Genomic DNA, 14,701 nt, shown 5'->3' with positions numbered 1-14,701 from the left:
CCGTCCTCGCCCACCAGAGGGTTTTTCGCGATGTCGCTCGACCTCGAGACCGCCGCCAGGGAGCGCGGCATCAAGTACTTCCTCGTCTCCTTCACCGACCTGTTCGGCACCCAGCGCGCCAAGCTGGTGCCGGCGGCGGCGATCGGGTCGGCCTGTCGCGACGGCGCGGGCTTTGCCGGCTTCGCTACCTGGCTCGACATGACCCCGGCCGATCCCGACCTCGTCGCGGTGCCGGATCCCGACGGCTTGATCCAGCTGCCCTGGAAGCCCGAGGTCGGCTGGCTGCCGGCCGATCTCGCGATGGCGAGCCGCCCCGTCGCGCAGGGGCCGCGCAACCTCCTCAAGCGCCTGATCGCCGAGGCCGCCCGCGACGGCCTGCAGATGAAGACCGGCGTCGAGTGCGAGTTCTTCCTCATCACGCCCGACGGCGCGGCCCCGGCCGACACCGCCGACCGGCAGATGAAGCCGTGCTACGACCAGTCCGCCCTGATGCGGCGCTACGACGTCGTCAGCGAGATCTCCGACGCGATGCTGGCGCTGGGCTGGAAGCCGTACCAGACCGACCACGAGGACGCGAACGGCCAGTTCGAGATGAACTGGGAGTACGACGACGCCCTCGTCACCGCCGACCGCCACACCTTCTTCAAGTACATGGCCCGCTCGATCGCCGAGAAGCACGGCCTGCGGGCGACGTTCATGCCAAAGCCCTTCGCCGACCTGACCGGCACGGGCTGCCACGCCCACGTCTCGCTGTGGCGCGGGGGCGAGAACGCCTTTTGCGACCGCAGCGACGCCGTCGGGCTGTCGCAGGCCGGCTACCACTTCATCGGCGGGCTGATCCACTCGGCCGAGGCCCTGGCCGCCATCACCAACCCGTGCGTGAATTCCTACAAGCGCCTCAACGCCCCGCGCACCGCCTCCGGGGCGACATGGGCGCCCAACACCGTGACCTATGCGGGCGACAACCGCACCCACATGATCCGCATTCCCGGCAGCGGCCGCTTCGAGTTCCGCCTCGCCGACGGGGCGGTGAACCCCTACTTGCTCCAGGCCGCGATCCTCGCCGCCGGCCTCGACGGGATGCGCCACCGCCGCGACCCCGGCCCGCGGCTCGACCTCAACATGTACACTCACGGCCACACGGTGGAGGGCGTGAAGCGCCTTCCGCTCAACCTCCTCGACGCGATGCGGGCGCTGGAGGGCAACGCCGTCCTGAGCGAGGCCCTGGGGGACTTCGTGCCGAGCTACCTGAAGCTCAAGCACGAGGAGTGGAGCGCCTATTGCCGCCACCTGACCCAGTGGGAACGGGATACGACGCTGGATTGCTGAGTCCGGGGCGCCGCCTCTCGGATGCCGCACGATCCGGCGCCATCTCGCGTCAGCCGCAGCGGCAGCGCACAGAGATTGCACATCGGCAGTCTGCAGCCGACCACGCTGGTTTCCCATGAAGCCGAGATCGATCCCGTCTTCGACGGCCGGGACGAGGCCGCGCTGAGAACGGTCGGCAAGGACCGCGACGGCCTCGCGGACCCGGCCCGGCGCGACCGGATGCGGGCGCTGGGCGAGGCGCCGACGCAAGGCCTCGCGCGGCGACTCATGGGCGAGGGCTTCCACGGCCTCCCGGTTCGCAGCTTCGCACCCGGGGCGGGCGACCAGGACCCGAACCTCGTCCTGCGGCGTTGGGGCGATACCCGCACGCCTGACGCTGATCGATGACGAGGGGCGGCTTTCGCGGTAGGGCGCCGTCCGCTCGTTGCCTCGTCGATTCACCGTTTATCCGCTCCATGCAACGGATCGACGGAGGCGTGCATGCCGGTGCTCGCCGGTCGGAGGGTTCGCAAGCGCCGCGATGCTCTGCGGGCGGCGGGCTTGCGCCCCATTCACCCATGTCGGCGAAGCGGGAGACGATCGGATCGTCCTTCGGCCGTCTCGAAGACGAGCGCCTGCTGGCGGTGACCCGCTCGCTGGCCATCGTCCTCGGCATGGCCTAGATTCGGTCCACGCCTTGGCAGTTGTTCGTCTCCCATCCCCCGGCTAGGACGGGGGCGGTCCCGCGCCGGCGGGCGATCACTCGCCGCGGATGGACGGGATGACGACGACAGACCGCGCCTCCAAGGACCGTCCCGAGCCGGCTCACCGGCCCGGCAGCCAGGCCGAGCGCTCGATGCGCACGCGCCAGCGCATCCTCGATGCCGCCCACGCGGTCTTCGTGCGCGAAGGGTTCGCCGGCGCCAAGATCGAGCACATCGCCGAGGCTGCCAACACCAACAAGCGCCTCGTCTACCACCATTTCGGCGGCAAGGACGAGCTGTTCCGGACGGTGCTCGAGACCGCCTACGCGGCGATGCGCCAGGCCGAGCAGGGTCTCGGCCTGGACCTGCTGGCGCCCCGGGACGCCGTCGACCGGCTGATCCGGTTCACCTGGACGTACTACCTCGAGCATGAGGACTTCATCTCGCTCGTCGCGACCGAGAACCTCTACAAGGCCGAGCACATCGCCGCCTCCGAGCACCTGCCGCGCCTGCGGTCGTCGCTGGTCGAGTTGATACGGGACATCGTGCGGCGCGGCGAGGCAAGCGGCGAGTTCCGCCCCGGCATCGACCCGGTGCAACTGTGGATCTCGATCGCGGCGATGTGCTGGTTCTCGGTCGCCAACAAGTACACCATCGCGGCGACCTTCGGTCCGGCGGCCGCGAACCCCGCGATCGGCGCCGATCGTCTCGCTCACATCCTCAGCGTGGTGCACGCCTTTCTCGCACCGGTGGCGGACAAACCCGCACCTTCGGATGCGATGCCCACTTGAGTAACGGGACCGTTACTGTTACCTTTCTTTGGGTGAGCCTACGAGCGAGAGGGGCGCGGCCCCGAACGGCTGGGCAGCTCTCCCGAGGAAAGCGACGCGGGATCCCCTCCCTGGGGTGATTTCGACAGTAGTCCCAGCCGGATTTTCGCGAGCAGCGAAAACCAGAGCGTGGCGTTTTTTACAAAAACATCAAATCCCGAGAAGTGCGCGTCCCGACAACCCCGTTTCCGCGAGGTGTTCGATGAGCCCTGTTACCCGGATCCTGTCCGGCGCCGCCCTTCTGCTCGGGCTGCTCGCCCGGCCCGCCGCCGCCGAGACCGTCAACCTGATGTCGTTCCCGGTGCTGTTCCAGGAGCGCTACACCAAGGCGGTGATCGCGCCGTTCGAGAAGGCCAATCCCGGCATCAAGGTCAGCTATTTCGGCCTTCCGAGCTCCGCCCAGATGCTCGGCACGCTGCGCGCCCAGAAGGCCGCGCCTCAGATCGACGTCGTGATCATGGACCTGGCGGTCTCGAAGGCCGGCACCGACGAGGGCCTGCTCGCCAAGCTCGACGAGGCCGAGATCCCGAACATGAAGGACTTGGTGCCCGAGGCACGCCGCCCGGAGCTCGCCGGGGTCGGCGTCACCTTCGACAACCTCGTGCTCCTCACCAACACCGACCTCGTCAAGGAACGCCCGGATTCCTGGTACGCCCTGCGCGACAAGGCCTATGCCGGACGGGTCGCGATTCCGGCGATGCCCGACATCGTCGGGCTGGCGCTGACGGTGATCCTCGACAAGGCGGAGGGCGGGCAAGATCCGCTGAAGACTGTCGACAAGGGCATCGCGGCTCTGGGCACCATCGCCCCGAACGTCCAGACCTGGGACCCGCGGCCGGAGGTCTACGCGCCGATCGTCTCGGGGCAGGCCGCGATCGGGGCCGGCTGGAACGCCCGGGCGCAGCTCAACCACGACATCTCCGGCGGCAAGCTCGCGGCCGTGCTGCCCAAGGAGGGCAGCGTCTTCCAGGCCAACACCATCAACCTGACGGCCAACAGCCCGAATGCCGCCGCCGCCAAGAAGTTCATCGACTACGCGCTGAGCGCCGAAGCCCAGAAGGCCTTCACCGAGGCGATGTTCTACGTCCCCTCGAACGCCAAGGCGCGGGCGGCGGTCTCGCCCGAGGCGATCGACCGCACGGCGCTCAAGCACGCCGACCGGATGATCCCCCTCGACTGGATCGCCATGGCCGGGCGGCGCGACGCGATCCTGGAACAGTGGCGCCGCCGCGTCATCCCGCTGAGCCGCTAGGGAGGCGCCGATGACCACAGACGCGCCCGGCCACCTCGCGATCCGCGGCCTGACGAAGCGCTACGGCGGCTTCACCGCCGTCGACGGCCTCGATCTCGACGTGGCCCGCGGCGAACTCCTCGCCTTCCTCGGCCCCTCGGGCTGCGGCAAGACCACGTCGCTCAGGATGGTGGCGGGGCTGGTGCCGGCGAGCGGCGGACGGATCGTCGTCGGCGGGCGCGACCTCACCGGCGTGCCGACCCACCGGCGCGACATGGGCCTGGTGTTCCAGTCCTACGCCCTGTTCCCGCACCTCTCGGTCGCCCGCAACGTCGCCTTCGGGCTGGAGATGCGCGGCATCGGCCGGGCCGAGCGCGACGCGCGGGTGCGCGAGGCGATCGCCCTCGTGCGCCTCACCGGCAAGGAGGAGCATCGCCCGGCCCAGCTCTCCGGCGGGCAGCAGCAGCGGGTGGCGCTCGCCCGCGCCCTGGTGATCCGGCCGCAGATCCTGCTCCTCGACGAGCCCCTGTCCAACCTCGACGCCAAGCTGCGCGACGAGATGCGGGTCGAGATCCGCGAGATCCAGCAGCGCCTCGGCATCACGGCGATCTTCGTCACCCACGACCAGGTCGAGGCGCTGACGATGTGCGACAAGGTGGCGGTGATGAATGGCGGGCGGCTCGAGCAGCTCGGCACCCCCCTCGACCTCTACGAGCGTCCCGCGACCCCCTTCGTCGCCCGCTTCGTCGGCCGCATCAACCAGTTCCGGGCCCGCGCCGCCGGCGGCACCGTCAGCCTCGGCGAGGCGCGCATCACCGGGGCGGGGCCGGCCGAGGGACCGGTCGAGGTGATGATCCGGCCCCACCGCATCGCCCTGTCCCCGGCCTCGGCCCCGGCCGAGACGTCCGACGCGCCCCTCAACACCGTCGCCGGGACCGTGGCACGCACCACCTTCGCGGGCGACGTGCTGCACTACGAGGTCGCGGTCGGCGGCGCCATGCTCTGCGTCGAGGAGGCGACGCGCTCCCATGCCGGGCCGGTGGCGCCGGGTACTCCGGTGCGGCTGTCGTGGCGGCCGGACGATACCCTGCTGTTCGCAGCCGCCGCGTGAGACGAGAGGATGCGCCCGTGACCGCCGCGCTCGCCGTGCCGCCCCCCGACATGCCGAACCCGAGGCGCCTGCCCGCCGGCCCGGCGCTGCTGGCGGCGATCGTCGCCGTCAACCTGCTCGGCTTCGTCGCGCCGGTGCTCAACCTGCTGCGCCTGTCCTTCCTCAAGGTCGACGCGATCGGCACCCTGCGCCAGAGCTTCGACCTGTCGAGCTGGCGCGCGATCCTCACCGACGGGTTCTACGCCGAACTCCTCGTCGACAGCGTGCGCACCTGTGCGCTCATCACCGGGCTCACCCTGGTCCTGAGCTACCCGATCGCGCTGCTGATCCACCGCTGCCGCGGCACGGTCCGCACCCTGCTCCTCGTGCTCGTCATCACCCCGCTCCTGACCTCGGCGGTGGTGCGCACCTATGGCTGGGTCGCGCTCCTCTACGACCAGGGACTCGTCAACGGCGTGCTGATGGCGCTCGGGATGTCGGCCCCCTTGCGGCTGATGTTCAACACGGTGGGCGTGGTGATCGGGCTCACCGAGATCCTGATGCCCTACATGATCCTGTCGCTGCTCGCCGGCTTCGGGCGCCTCGATCCGCGTTGCGAGGAGGCGGCGACGACGCTCGGCGCCTCGCCGCTGCGCACCTTCCTGCGGGTCGTGCTGCCGCTCACCCTGCCGGGGATCGCGCTCGGCTGCCTGCTCACCTTCGTGCTGGCGCTCAGCTCCTTCATCACCCCGAAGCTGCTGGGCGGCGGCCGGGTCTTCCTGCTCGCCACCGAGATTTACGACCAGGCGATGGTCACCCTGAACTGGCCGCTCGCCGCCGCCCTGTCGATCGTCATCCTGGCGATGTTCGGCCTCGCCCTCGTCCTCTACGGCCGCCTCGTGCGCAAGATCGGGTAACGAAGGAGCGGATGACCATGGACGAGCGCAAGGTGTCCCCCGGCCTGGTTCTGCTCGCGGTGCCGCTGCTGGCCTTCCTGCTGGCGCCGGTGCTGATCACGATCCCGATCTCGTTCAGCGCCGATCCCTACCTGTCCTTCCCGCCCTCCGGCTGGAGCCTGCGCTGGTACCGCGCCGCGTTCTCCGGCGGTGCGGTGCTCGACGCCTTCGCGACCAGCGTGGTCCTGGCGCTGATCGTCACCGCGCTCAGCCTGCTGACCGCCCTGCCGGCGGCGGTCGCGCTCGTGCGGCTGCGCTGGGGGTGGGTCAGCGCCCTCGAGGGCTTCCTCACCGCTCCGCTGCTGCTGCCGGCGATCGTGCTCGGTCTCGCGATCCTGATCGTGTTCGCGCCGCTCGGGCTGCTGGCCACCTTCCCGGGCCTCGTCGGCGCCCATCTGGTGGTGACGCTGCCGTATGCCCTGCGGGTCCTCTCGACCGCGCTCGCCGCGGCGCCGCTCGCGGCCGAGGAGGCGGCGGCCACGCTCGGCGCCTCGCCCCTGCGCGTGTTCTGGCGCGTGACCCTGCCGGCGATCCGCCCGGGGCTCGCGGCCTCGGCCTCGCTCTGCTTCCTCGTTTCCTTCGACGAGGTGGTGATCTCGCTCTTCCTCACCGGGCCGCGCCTGACGACCCTGCCGGTCTGGATGTTCCACCACGTCGAGAACGAGGCCGACCCGCTCGTCGCCGCGGTCTCGGTGCTGCTTATCGCGCTCACGGTGGTGATCGTGCTGGTGGTCGATCGCACCGCCGGGTTGTCGCGGACCTTCGTGAAGTAGGGGAGGGGCCCCCCGAGCCCACTTCCCTAGAGATAAAAGTAACGGAAACGGTACTGTTACACTCAAATTGAGAGGAGCGATCATGGCCGCCTCCCGGCTTCGTGTAGCCTCCGACGTCGGAGGCACCTTCACGGACAGCATCGCCTACGACGAGGCGAGCCGCCGCATCAGCGTCTCCAAGGTGCCGACGACGCCCGGCAACCGCGCGCTGGGCACGGTGGCGGGCCTGAAGCGGGCGGTCGCCGCGCAGGGTCTCTCCGGCGCCGAGATAGCCTATGTCGGCCACGGCATGACCACGGCGACGAACGCGGTGATCCAGCGCAAGGGCGGCCGCACCGCCTTCGTCACCAACCGGGGGTTTCGCGACCTCCTGCTGATCGGCCGCCAGGACCGCCCGAGCCTGTTCGATCTCGACGACGTCCGGCCGCCGCCGCTGGTGCCGCAGGAGCTGTGCTACACCGCCGCCGGCCGCATCGATGCCGCCGGGCGTGAGATCGAGCCGCTCTCGCTCGCCGACCTCGAAGCGGCGGCCGCCGACATGCGGGCACGGGGCGTCGAGGCGGTCGCCGTGACGTTCCTGCATTCCTACGCCAACCCGGCGCACGAGCGCGCCGCCAAGGCCCTGCTGGAGCGCCTCCTGCCCGGCGTGCCGGTCTGCGCCTCGACCGAGATCGTCGCCGAATTCCGCGAGTTCGAGCGCGCCTCGACCGCGGTGCTCAACGCCTATCTGCGCCCGATCATGGAAACCTATCTCGGCTCCCTGGCGGGTCTGCTCGCGGACCGGGAGGACGGGCTCGGATTGCCCGAGACCAGCCCCGTGATGGTGATCGAGGCCTCGGGCGGCCTGATGACCCTCGATTCGGCCCGCGAGAAGCCGGTCCACACCGTGCTGTCGGGGCCCGCCGGCGGGGTGGTGGGCAGCGCCCACGTCGCCGGGCTCGCCGGCATCCGCGACATCGTCACGATGGATATCGGCGGCACCTCGACCGACATCAGCCTGATCCGCGAGGGGAAACCGATCCTCACCCGACAGGCCCGGCTCGAGACGGTGCCGATCCGCCTGCCGGTGATCGACATCAACGCCATCGGGGCCGGGGGCGGATCCATCGCCTGGATCGACGACGGCGGCGCCCTGCGGGTCGGACCGATGAGCGCCGAGGCGGTGCCGGGCCCGGCCTGCTACGGTCGCGGCGGCACCCGGCCTACCGTCACCGACGCCAACCTGGTGCTCGGCCGGTTCGGCGCCGACACGAGGCTCGGCGGCGACCTGACCCTCGACCTCGCGGCGGCGCGGGCGGCGGTCGCGACGATCGCCGCGCCGCTCGGCCTCGACGTCGTCGCGGCGGCGGCCGGCATCCTGCGGGTGGCGCACGCCACCATCGTGCGCGGCATCCGGGTGGTGTCGGTGGAGCGCGGGCTCGATCCGCGGGACTTCGCCCTGGTGCCGTTCGGCGGCGCCGGGCCGATGCACGGCACCCCGGTCGCCCGCGACCTGGCGATCCCGCGCCTCCTGGTCCCTCCGACCCCCGGCATCCTGTGCGCGCTCGGCCAGCTCGTGTCGGACCTGCGCCACGACCTCGTCGAGACCCATGTCGGCGCCCACGCGGACTTCGCAGCCGAGCGGGCGGCCGGGATCGTCGCGGCGCTGACCGCCCGCGGCGACGCGCTGCTCGCCGCCGACACGGTCCCGCCGGACCGGCGGACCGTCTCCGCCTTCGTCGACATGCGCTACGTCGGCCAGAGCTACGAGCTGCCGATCGCACTTCCCGCGCGCCTCGACGAGGTGGACTGGGCGGGCGTACCGGCCCGCTTCCACGACGCCCACCGCGCGCGGTTCGGCCATGCGGACGCGTCCGCCCCCGTCGAGTGCGTCAGCTTCGGCGTCACCGCGGTCGGGCGGATCGACACCCCGGTCCTGCCGGTCCTGGAGGAGGGCGGGGCGGTGCCCCCGCCGGAGGCACGGACCGGCTCGCGCCCGGTCTATTTCGAGGCGCTGTCGCGAACCGACATCCCGGGCTTCCACGACGCACCGGTCTTCGCCCGCGCCGCGCTCCGCGCCGGCAACGTCGTCGAGGGCCCGGCGGTGATCGAGGAGGTCTCGGCCACCACCATCCTCTACCCGGGCGACCGCGCCGTCGCCGACGCGTCCGGCAGCCTGATCGTGGAGATGCCCGCATGACCGTCGATCCGATCACCCTCGAGGTGCTGCGCAACGCCCTGGAGGCGGTGGCGCAGGAGATGGGCGCGGTGCTCAAGCTCACCGCCTTCTCGCCGAACATCAAGGAGCGCATGGACGCCTCGACGGCGATCTTCGACGCCCGCGCCCAGCTCGTCACCCAGGCCGAGCACGTCCCGGTCCATCTCGGCGCGATGATGCGGGCGATGCCGGCGATCCTCGCCCGCTCCGGGCCGCTCGAAGCCGGCGACGTGATCGTCGTCAACGATCCCTTCGTCGGCGGTGCCCACCTGCCGGACATCACCCTGGTGGCGCCGGTCCATGTCCGAGACGCGCAACACGGCGACCGGCTCGTCGGCTACCTCGCCTGCCGCGCCCACCATTCCGACGTCGGCGGGATGGAGCCCGGCTCGATGCCCGGCCGCTCGACCGAGGTGTTCCAGGAGGGCCTGATCATCCCGCCGGTGCGCCTGGTGCGCGCAGGCGCCGAGCAGGCCGACGTGATGGCGCTGATCCTCGCCAATGTCCGCACGCCGGAGGAGCGCCGCGGCGACCTCAACGCCCAGCTCGCCTGCCTCCGGGTCGGCGCACGCCGCCTCGCCGAGATCGCCGGGCGCTACGGCGCCGACACGCTCGTCGCCGGGTTCGACGCGATCCTCGACTATTCCGAGAGGCGGATGCGGCGCCGCCTCGCCGAGCTGCCGCCCGGAACCTACGTGGCCGAGGATTGCCTCGACAACGACGGCACCTCGGACGAGCCGGTGCCGATCCGGGTCTCCGTCACGGTCTCGCCGGAGCGGCTGATCCTCGACTTCGCCGGTACGGCGCCGCAGCGCGCCGGCAACGTCAACGCGGTCGCCCCGATGGCGCAATCGGCCGCCTTCTTCGCCGTGAAGGTGCTGACCGACCCGACCCTGCCGCCGAATGCCGGGGTGCTGCGGGCGATCGAGATCCGCATCCCGGAAGGCAGCGTCCTCGACGCCCGCCACCCGGCGGCGGTCTGCGCCGGCAACACCGAGACGACGCAACGGGTCTGCGACACGGTGCTGCGCGCCTTCGCGCAGGTCGCGCCCGATCGCATCCCGGCGGCGAGCCAGGGCACCATGAACCTGATCGGCATCGGCGGACGCGATCCGCGCACCGGCCGATCCTACACCTACATCGAGACGATCTGCGGCGGGCAGGGCGGACGCCCGCGCGGACCTGGCATGGATGCGGTCCAGGTCAACATGACCAACACGCTCAACACGCCGGTCGAATCGCTCGAGATCGCCTATCCCCTGCGGGTCGAGCGCTACGAGCTCCGCGACGTGCCGGGCGGGGGCGGCCTGCATCCGGGCGGGCGCGGCGTCGTGCGGGCACTGCGGGTCCTCGATCACGAGGCCCGGGTCTCGCTCCAGACCGACCGGCGCCGCCACGCGCCCTACGGCCTGCACGGCGGCGAGGACGGGCGGCCCGGCATCAACCGCCTGGTCGACCGGAACGGCGCGGCCCGGACCGTACCGGGCAAGGGCTCGCACGGCGTGGGCGCCGACGAGATGGTGATCGTGGAGACCCCCTGCGGGGGCGGATGGGGAGCGCCGTGATGACGGGCATGACGAGCGGCATAGAACGGGGCGGCGTGCGGGTCGCCGCCGATATCGGCGGCACCTTCACGGACGTCGCGCTGATCCATCCGGACGGGCGCATCGCCACCCGCAAGGTGCCATCGACCCCGGCGGATTACGCGGGCGGCGTCGTCGAGGGCATCCGCCAGATCCTGGCGGCGGAGGGCGTGCCGGTCGGCGCGGTGTCGGAGGTGCTGCACGCCTGCACGGTCGCCACCAACGCGATCCTGGAGGGCAAGGGCGCGAAGACCGGCCTCATCACCACGGCGGGGTTTCGCGACGTGCTGGAGCTGCGCCGCATCCGCGTGCCGCGGCTCTACGACCCGCTCTACCGCAAGCCCCCCGTGCTGGTGCCGCGCTCCTTGCGTCTCGAGGTCGACGAGCGGCTCGACTTCGCCGGCCGGGTGCTCGAACCTCTCGACGAGGGAAGCGTAATCCGGGCGATCGACCGGCTCGCCGCCGAGGGCGTCCAGGCGGTCGCGGTCTGCCTGCTGCATTCCTACGCCAACCCGGAGCACGAGCGGCGCATCGGCGTACTCCTGCGCGAGCGCCTGCCCGACGCCTTCGTGTCGCTCTCGGTCGACGTGCTGCCGGAGATGCGCGAATACGAGCGCACCTCGACCACGGTGATCAACGCCTATGTCGGACCGGCGGTGCGGGCCTACCTCGAATCGCTCGTCGCCCGGCTCGCCGCCGAGGGGCTGCCCGAGCGCTTGTTCATGATGCACTCGGCCGGCGGCATCGTCGATGCCCGCACGGTGATGCGCCGCCCGGCCCAGATCGTCGAGTGCGGTCCGGCCGCCGGGGTGCTCGGCGCCCGTCATCGCGGCGCTGCGGCGGGATACCGTGACGTGATCTCCTTCGACATGGGCGGCACCACCGCCAAGGCATCGCTGATCGAGAACGGTGCGCTCTCGCGCACCGACGAGTACGAGGTCGGCGGCGGCATCTCGCTCTCGTCCAAGCTGTCGAAGGGCGGCGGCTACGCCCTCAAGCTGCCGGTGATCGACATCTCGGAGGTCGGAGCCGGCGGCGGCTCGATCGTCTGGATCGACAAGGCCGGGGCGCTGAAGGTCGGGCCGCATTCCGCCGGCGCCGTGCCGGGCCCGGCCTGCTACGAGGCCGGCGGCACCGCCCCGACCGTCACCGACGCCAACGTCGTCCTCGGCTACCTCAACCCGCGGGCGCTCGCCGGCGGCAGCGTGCCGATCAGCGCCGCGGCGAGCCGGCGGGCGCTCGGCGAGAGCGTGGCCGAGCCCCTCGGCCTGTCCCTCGACGAGGCCGCCCACGGCGTGCACGAACTCGTCACGACCGTGATGACCCGGGCGGTGAAGAGCGTCTCGACCTATCGCGGGCGCGACCCGCGCGATTTCGCGCTGCTCGCCTTCGGGGGCAATGGCGGCATCCACGCGGCGTCCCTCGCCCGGGCGCTCGGCATCACCCGGATCGTGGTGCCGCCGGGGGCCGGCGTGTTCAGCGCGCTCGGCCTCCTCTACGCCGAGGTCGAGACCGGCGCCTCCGTCGCGCATCCGCGCCGCCTCGACGCCGCCGAGCCCCACGCCCTGGAGGCCGCCTACGAAACCCTGGAGGAGCAGGTCCTCGCCGAGCTCGGCGAGACGCGGCAGCGGCTGGTCCTCACCCGCGCCGCCGACCTGCGCTATGCCGGCCAGGCCTTCGAGCTGACCCTCGACCTCGACGCGGGCCGCGACCTCGCCCAGGCGGCGCGGCTGTTTTCCGAGGCGCACCGGCGCAGCTACGGCTACGACCTGCCGGGGAACCCGATCGAGATCGTCACCCTGCGGGTGACCGGGCGGCTGCCCCGGGACGCATCGGCTCCGGGCCACGGCCGCGCCGTGGCGACGCCCCGGGAGACCCGGCGGGTCTATTTCGGGCGCGACCTCGGCGCCCACGACACCCCGGTGATCGGCCGGGCCGACCTCGGCCCGGTCCCGCGCCCCGGCCCCCTCGTGGTCGAGGAGTACGAGGGCACGACCCTGGTGCCACCCGGATGCACCGCCCGCCTCGATCCCGACGGCAACATCCTGATCGCGCTCGGAGCCGCCGCGGCGGGCACCGCGCGGAACCCAGCCCAGCGGAGCCCCACCCATGCGTGACATCGACCCGATCCGCCTCGAGGTGATGAAGAACGCCTTCGACACCATCGCGGACGAGATGGCCCTGATCCTGATGCGGGCCGCCCACTCGCCGATCGTGCGCGACTCGATGGACTTCTCGACCGCGCTCTGCGACCCCGAGGGGCAGACCCTGGCGCAAGGCGTGACGACGCCGATGCATCTCGGCTCGTTCTACGACGCCATGCGCCACCTGATCACGCGCTACGCCGGCGACGTGCACGAGGGCGACACCTTCATCGGGAACGATCCCTACGCGGCGGCCGGCCAGCACCTGCCCGACTTCTACATCGTGCAGCCGATCTTCCTGTCCGGGCGCCTCGTCGGCTGGGCCACCACGGTCGCGCACCACGCCGATGTCGGCGGCATCGTCCCGGGCTCGAACGCGCTCGGGGCGACCGAGATCATCCAGGAGGGGATCCGGGTGCCCTTCCTCAAGCTCGAGGAGCGCGGCCGGCCGGACGCCAAGCTGTGGGAGATGCTGCGCCTGAACGTGCGGGTGCCCGACCAGCTCACCGGCGACCTCAACGCCCAGATCGCCGCCTGCGCCGCCGCCCGGCGCGGCCTGACCGAGCTGATGACCCGCTACTCGGTCGAGGAGGTGCTGGCCTATGCCGAGGAACTGCACGACTACACCGAGCGCCTGACCCGGGCCGAGATCCGCGAGATTCCCGACGGGACCTACCGCTTCACCGACCACATCGACGGCCTCGGCGAGACCCCTGAGCCGATCGTATTCCAGGTCGCCGTGACGGTGGCGGGCGACGCGATCACGATCGACTGGGAGGGCACCTCGGCCCAGGTCGAGGGCGGGGTCAACACGCCTTTGCCCTTCACCAAGGCGGGGGTCTACACGGCGCTGCGCTCGATCATGGGCTCCGAGCTGCCGAACTGCCACGGCTTCACCCGGGCGGTGACGGTCACGGCCCCCCTCGGCACCGTGGTGAACGCGGTCTACCCGGCGCCGACCGGCGCGCGCGGCATCACCGGCTACCGCATCATCGACTGCGTGATCGCGGCGCTCGCCCCGGTCCTGCCCGACCGCGTCACGGCGGACGGTCCGGGCGGCGCCTCGGTGCCGGCGATCGGCGGCTGGCACGACGGGCGCCCGTTCGTGTTCTCCGAGACCCTGATGGGCTGCTGGGGCGCGGCACGGGGCCATGACGGCCAGGAGGGCGTGCCGCATATGGGCGCCAACCAGGCCAACGTGCCGGTCGAGCTGATCGAGGCCAATTTCCCGATCCGGGTCCGGCGCTACGGCATCGCCCCGGATACGGGAGGCCCCGGGCGCCAGCGCGGCGGCCACGCGCTCCTGCGCGAATACGAGTTTCTGGGCGAGAGCGGCGTCCTCACCCTGCGGTCGGACAAGCGCGATTTCCCCCCGCACGGGCTCGACGGAGGAGAGGCCGGCAGCGGACCGGTCAACCGCGTGCTCTCGGGCGATGCCGAGCGCACCCTGCCGGTTCTGGTGACGGTTCCGGTCCGGCTGCGCCGCGGCGACATCTTCCTCCACGTCACGCCCTCCGGCGGCGGCTGGGGCGATCCTCTCACCCGTGACCCCGCCCTGGTGCTCCAGGACGTGATTGACGAAAAGGTTAGCAGGGCGGCGGCGCGAGCCCGGTACGGCGTGGTGATCGCCGGCGAGGACCGCCCATGCCTCGATCTCGCGGCGACGGCGGCCTTGCGCCGGGAGGGGGGTCGGATGGCGTGAGAGAAGCGGCCATCCGCCTCGCGAAAGCCGTGCCGCGCGTGCGACCCGCCAAGGAATCACACCGTCAGCGACGGCCCGCGCCGTCGCCGGGGCAGCCGTTCGCACGGCTGCGTCGCGGGAGGCACGGAGCACGATCTCGTTGGTGCCCTGGATGGCGACGACGCCCGTCCTGAGGAGGCACCA

General features: G+C 71.7%; 11 protein-coding genes. All 11 read left to right on the top strand.

Annotated features, from left to right (window positions below):
* Nucleotides 1-30: 30 nt before the first annotated feature.
* The 11 genes from glnT (at nucleotide 31) to V3T34_RS21435 (ending at nucleotide 14,518) form a co-directional block, all read left to right on the top strand.
* Nucleotides 31-1,329, top strand: a complete 1,299-nt coding sequence (gene glnT / locus V3T34_RS21485) for a type III glutamate--ammonia ligase (protein ID WP_060846282.1) — start codon at nucleotides 31-33, stop codon at nucleotides 1,327-1,329.
* A 21-nt stretch (nucleotides 1,330-1,350) separates the two neighbouring features.
* On the top strand, nucleotides 1,351-1,716 hold the full coding sequence (locus V3T34_RS21480; protein WP_331369284.1) for a hypothetical protein: 366 nt from the start codon (nucleotides 1,351-1,353) through the stop codon (nucleotides 1,714-1,716).
* Between the two features lie 373 nt (nucleotides 1,717-2,089).
* Complete coding sequence (locus V3T34_RS21475; RefSeq protein WP_305078350.1) at nucleotides 2,090-2,803, top strand: TetR/AcrR family transcriptional regulator; 714 nt, start codon at nucleotides 2,090-2,092, stop codon at nucleotides 2,801-2,803.
* A gap of 241 nt (nucleotides 2,804-3,044) precedes the next feature.
* On the top strand, nucleotides 3,045-4,094 hold the full coding sequence (locus V3T34_RS21470) for an ABC transporter substrate-binding protein (protein ID WP_305078351.1): 1,050 nt from the start codon (nucleotides 3,045-3,047) through the stop codon (nucleotides 4,092-4,094).
* Nucleotides 4,095-4,104: 10 nt separating this feature from the next.
* Nucleotides 4,105-5,184 carry an ABC transporter ATP-binding protein gene (locus V3T34_RS21465; RefSeq protein WP_305078352.1) on the top strand — a complete coding sequence of 360 codons (1,080 nt, stop codon included), beginning with the start codon at nucleotides 4,105-4,107 and terminating at the stop codon, nucleotides 5,182-5,184.
* Between the two features lie 17 nt (nucleotides 5,185-5,201).
* Entirely contained in the window at nucleotides 5,202-6,080 is an 879-nt protein-coding gene (locus tag V3T34_RS21460) for an ABC transporter permease (RefSeq protein ID WP_244537583.1), read from the top strand.
* 17 nt (nucleotides 6,081-6,097) lie between these two features.
* Nucleotides 6,098-6,892 (top strand): ABC transporter permease, encoded by a 795-nt coding sequence (locus V3T34_RS21455; protein ID WP_305078353.1) that lies wholly within the window; start codon nucleotides 6,098-6,100, stop codon nucleotides 6,890-6,892.
* An 82-nt stretch (nucleotides 6,893-6,974) separates the two neighbouring features.
* The gene (locus V3T34_RS21450) at nucleotides 6,975-9,071 is read left to right on the top strand and encodes a hydantoinase/oxoprolinase family protein (protein ID WP_305078354.1); all 2,097 of its coding nucleotides are present in this window, start codon (nucleotides 6,975-6,977) and stop codon (nucleotides 9,069-9,071) included.
* A complete protein-coding gene (locus V3T34_RS21445) occupies nucleotides 9,068-10,654 on the top strand; it encodes a hydantoinase B/oxoprolinase family protein (RefSeq protein WP_305078355.1) in 1,587 nt (528 codons plus the stop codon). The genes V3T34_RS21450 and V3T34_RS21445 overlap by 4 nt, the downstream gene beginning before the upstream one ends.
* A complete protein-coding gene (locus tag V3T34_RS21440) occupies nucleotides 10,654-12,789 on the top strand; it encodes a hydantoinase/oxoprolinase family protein (protein WP_305078356.1) in 2,136 nt (711 codons plus the stop codon). Before V3T34_RS21445 ends, V3T34_RS21440 begins: the two co-directional genes overlap by 1 nt.
* Nucleotides 12,782-14,518 (top strand): hydantoinase B/oxoprolinase family protein, encoded by a 1,737-nt coding sequence (locus V3T34_RS21435; protein WP_091886908.1) that lies wholly within the window; start codon nucleotides 12,782-12,784, stop codon nucleotides 14,516-14,518. The genes V3T34_RS21440 and V3T34_RS21435 overlap by 8 nt, the downstream gene beginning before the upstream one ends.
* Nucleotides 14,519-14,701 lie beyond the last annotated feature (183 nt).

It is taken from the genome of Methylobacterium ajmalii (assembly GCF_036448855.1).
GTDB classification, from domain to species: domain Bacteria; phylum Pseudomonadota; class Alphaproteobacteria; order Rhizobiales; family Beijerinckiaceae; genus Methylobacterium; species Methylobacterium ajmalii.
This window is presented reverse-complemented; position numbering and strand designations above follow the sequence as displayed.

What these genes read in the sequence shown, in the direction of transcription:
- glnT (WP_060846282.1), top strand. Translation starts at nt 31, where the DNA reads ATGTCGCTCGACCTCGAGACCGCCGCCAGGGAGCGCGGCATCAAGTAC.
- V3T34_RS21480 (WP_331369284.1), top strand. Translation starts at nt 1,351, where the DNA reads ATGCCGCACGATCCGGCGCCATCTCGCGTCAGCCGCAGCGGCAGCGCA.
- V3T34_RS21475 (WP_305078350.1), top strand. Translation starts at nt 2,090, where the DNA reads ATGACGACGACAGACCGCGCCTCCAAGGACCGTCCCGAGCCGGCTCAC.
- V3T34_RS21470 (WP_305078351.1), top strand. Translation starts at nt 3,045, where the DNA reads ATGAGCCCTGTTACCCGGATCCTGTCCGGCGCCGCCCTTCTGCTCGGG.
- V3T34_RS21465 (WP_305078352.1), top strand. Translation starts at nt 4,105, where the DNA reads ATGACCACAGACGCGCCCGGCCACCTCGCGATCCGCGGCCTGACGAAG.
- V3T34_RS21455 (WP_305078353.1), top strand. Translation starts at nt 6,098, where the DNA reads ATGGACGAGCGCAAGGTGTCCCCCGGCCTGGTTCTGCTCGCGGTGCCG.
- V3T34_RS21450 (WP_305078354.1), top strand. Translation starts at nt 6,975, where the DNA reads ATGGCCGCCTCCCGGCTTCGTGTAGCCTCCGACGTCGGAGGCACCTTC.
- V3T34_RS21445 (WP_305078355.1), top strand. Translation starts at nt 9,068, where the DNA reads ATGACCGTCGATCCGATCACCCTCGAGGTGCTGCGCAACGCCCTGGAG.
- V3T34_RS21440 (WP_305078356.1), top strand. Translation starts at nt 10,654, where the DNA reads ATGACGGGCATGACGAGCGGCATAGAACGGGGCGGCGTGCGGGTCGCC.
- V3T34_RS21435 (WP_091886908.1), top strand. Translation starts at nt 12,782, where the DNA reads ATGCGTGACATCGACCCGATCCGCCTCGAGGTGATGAAGAACGCCTTC.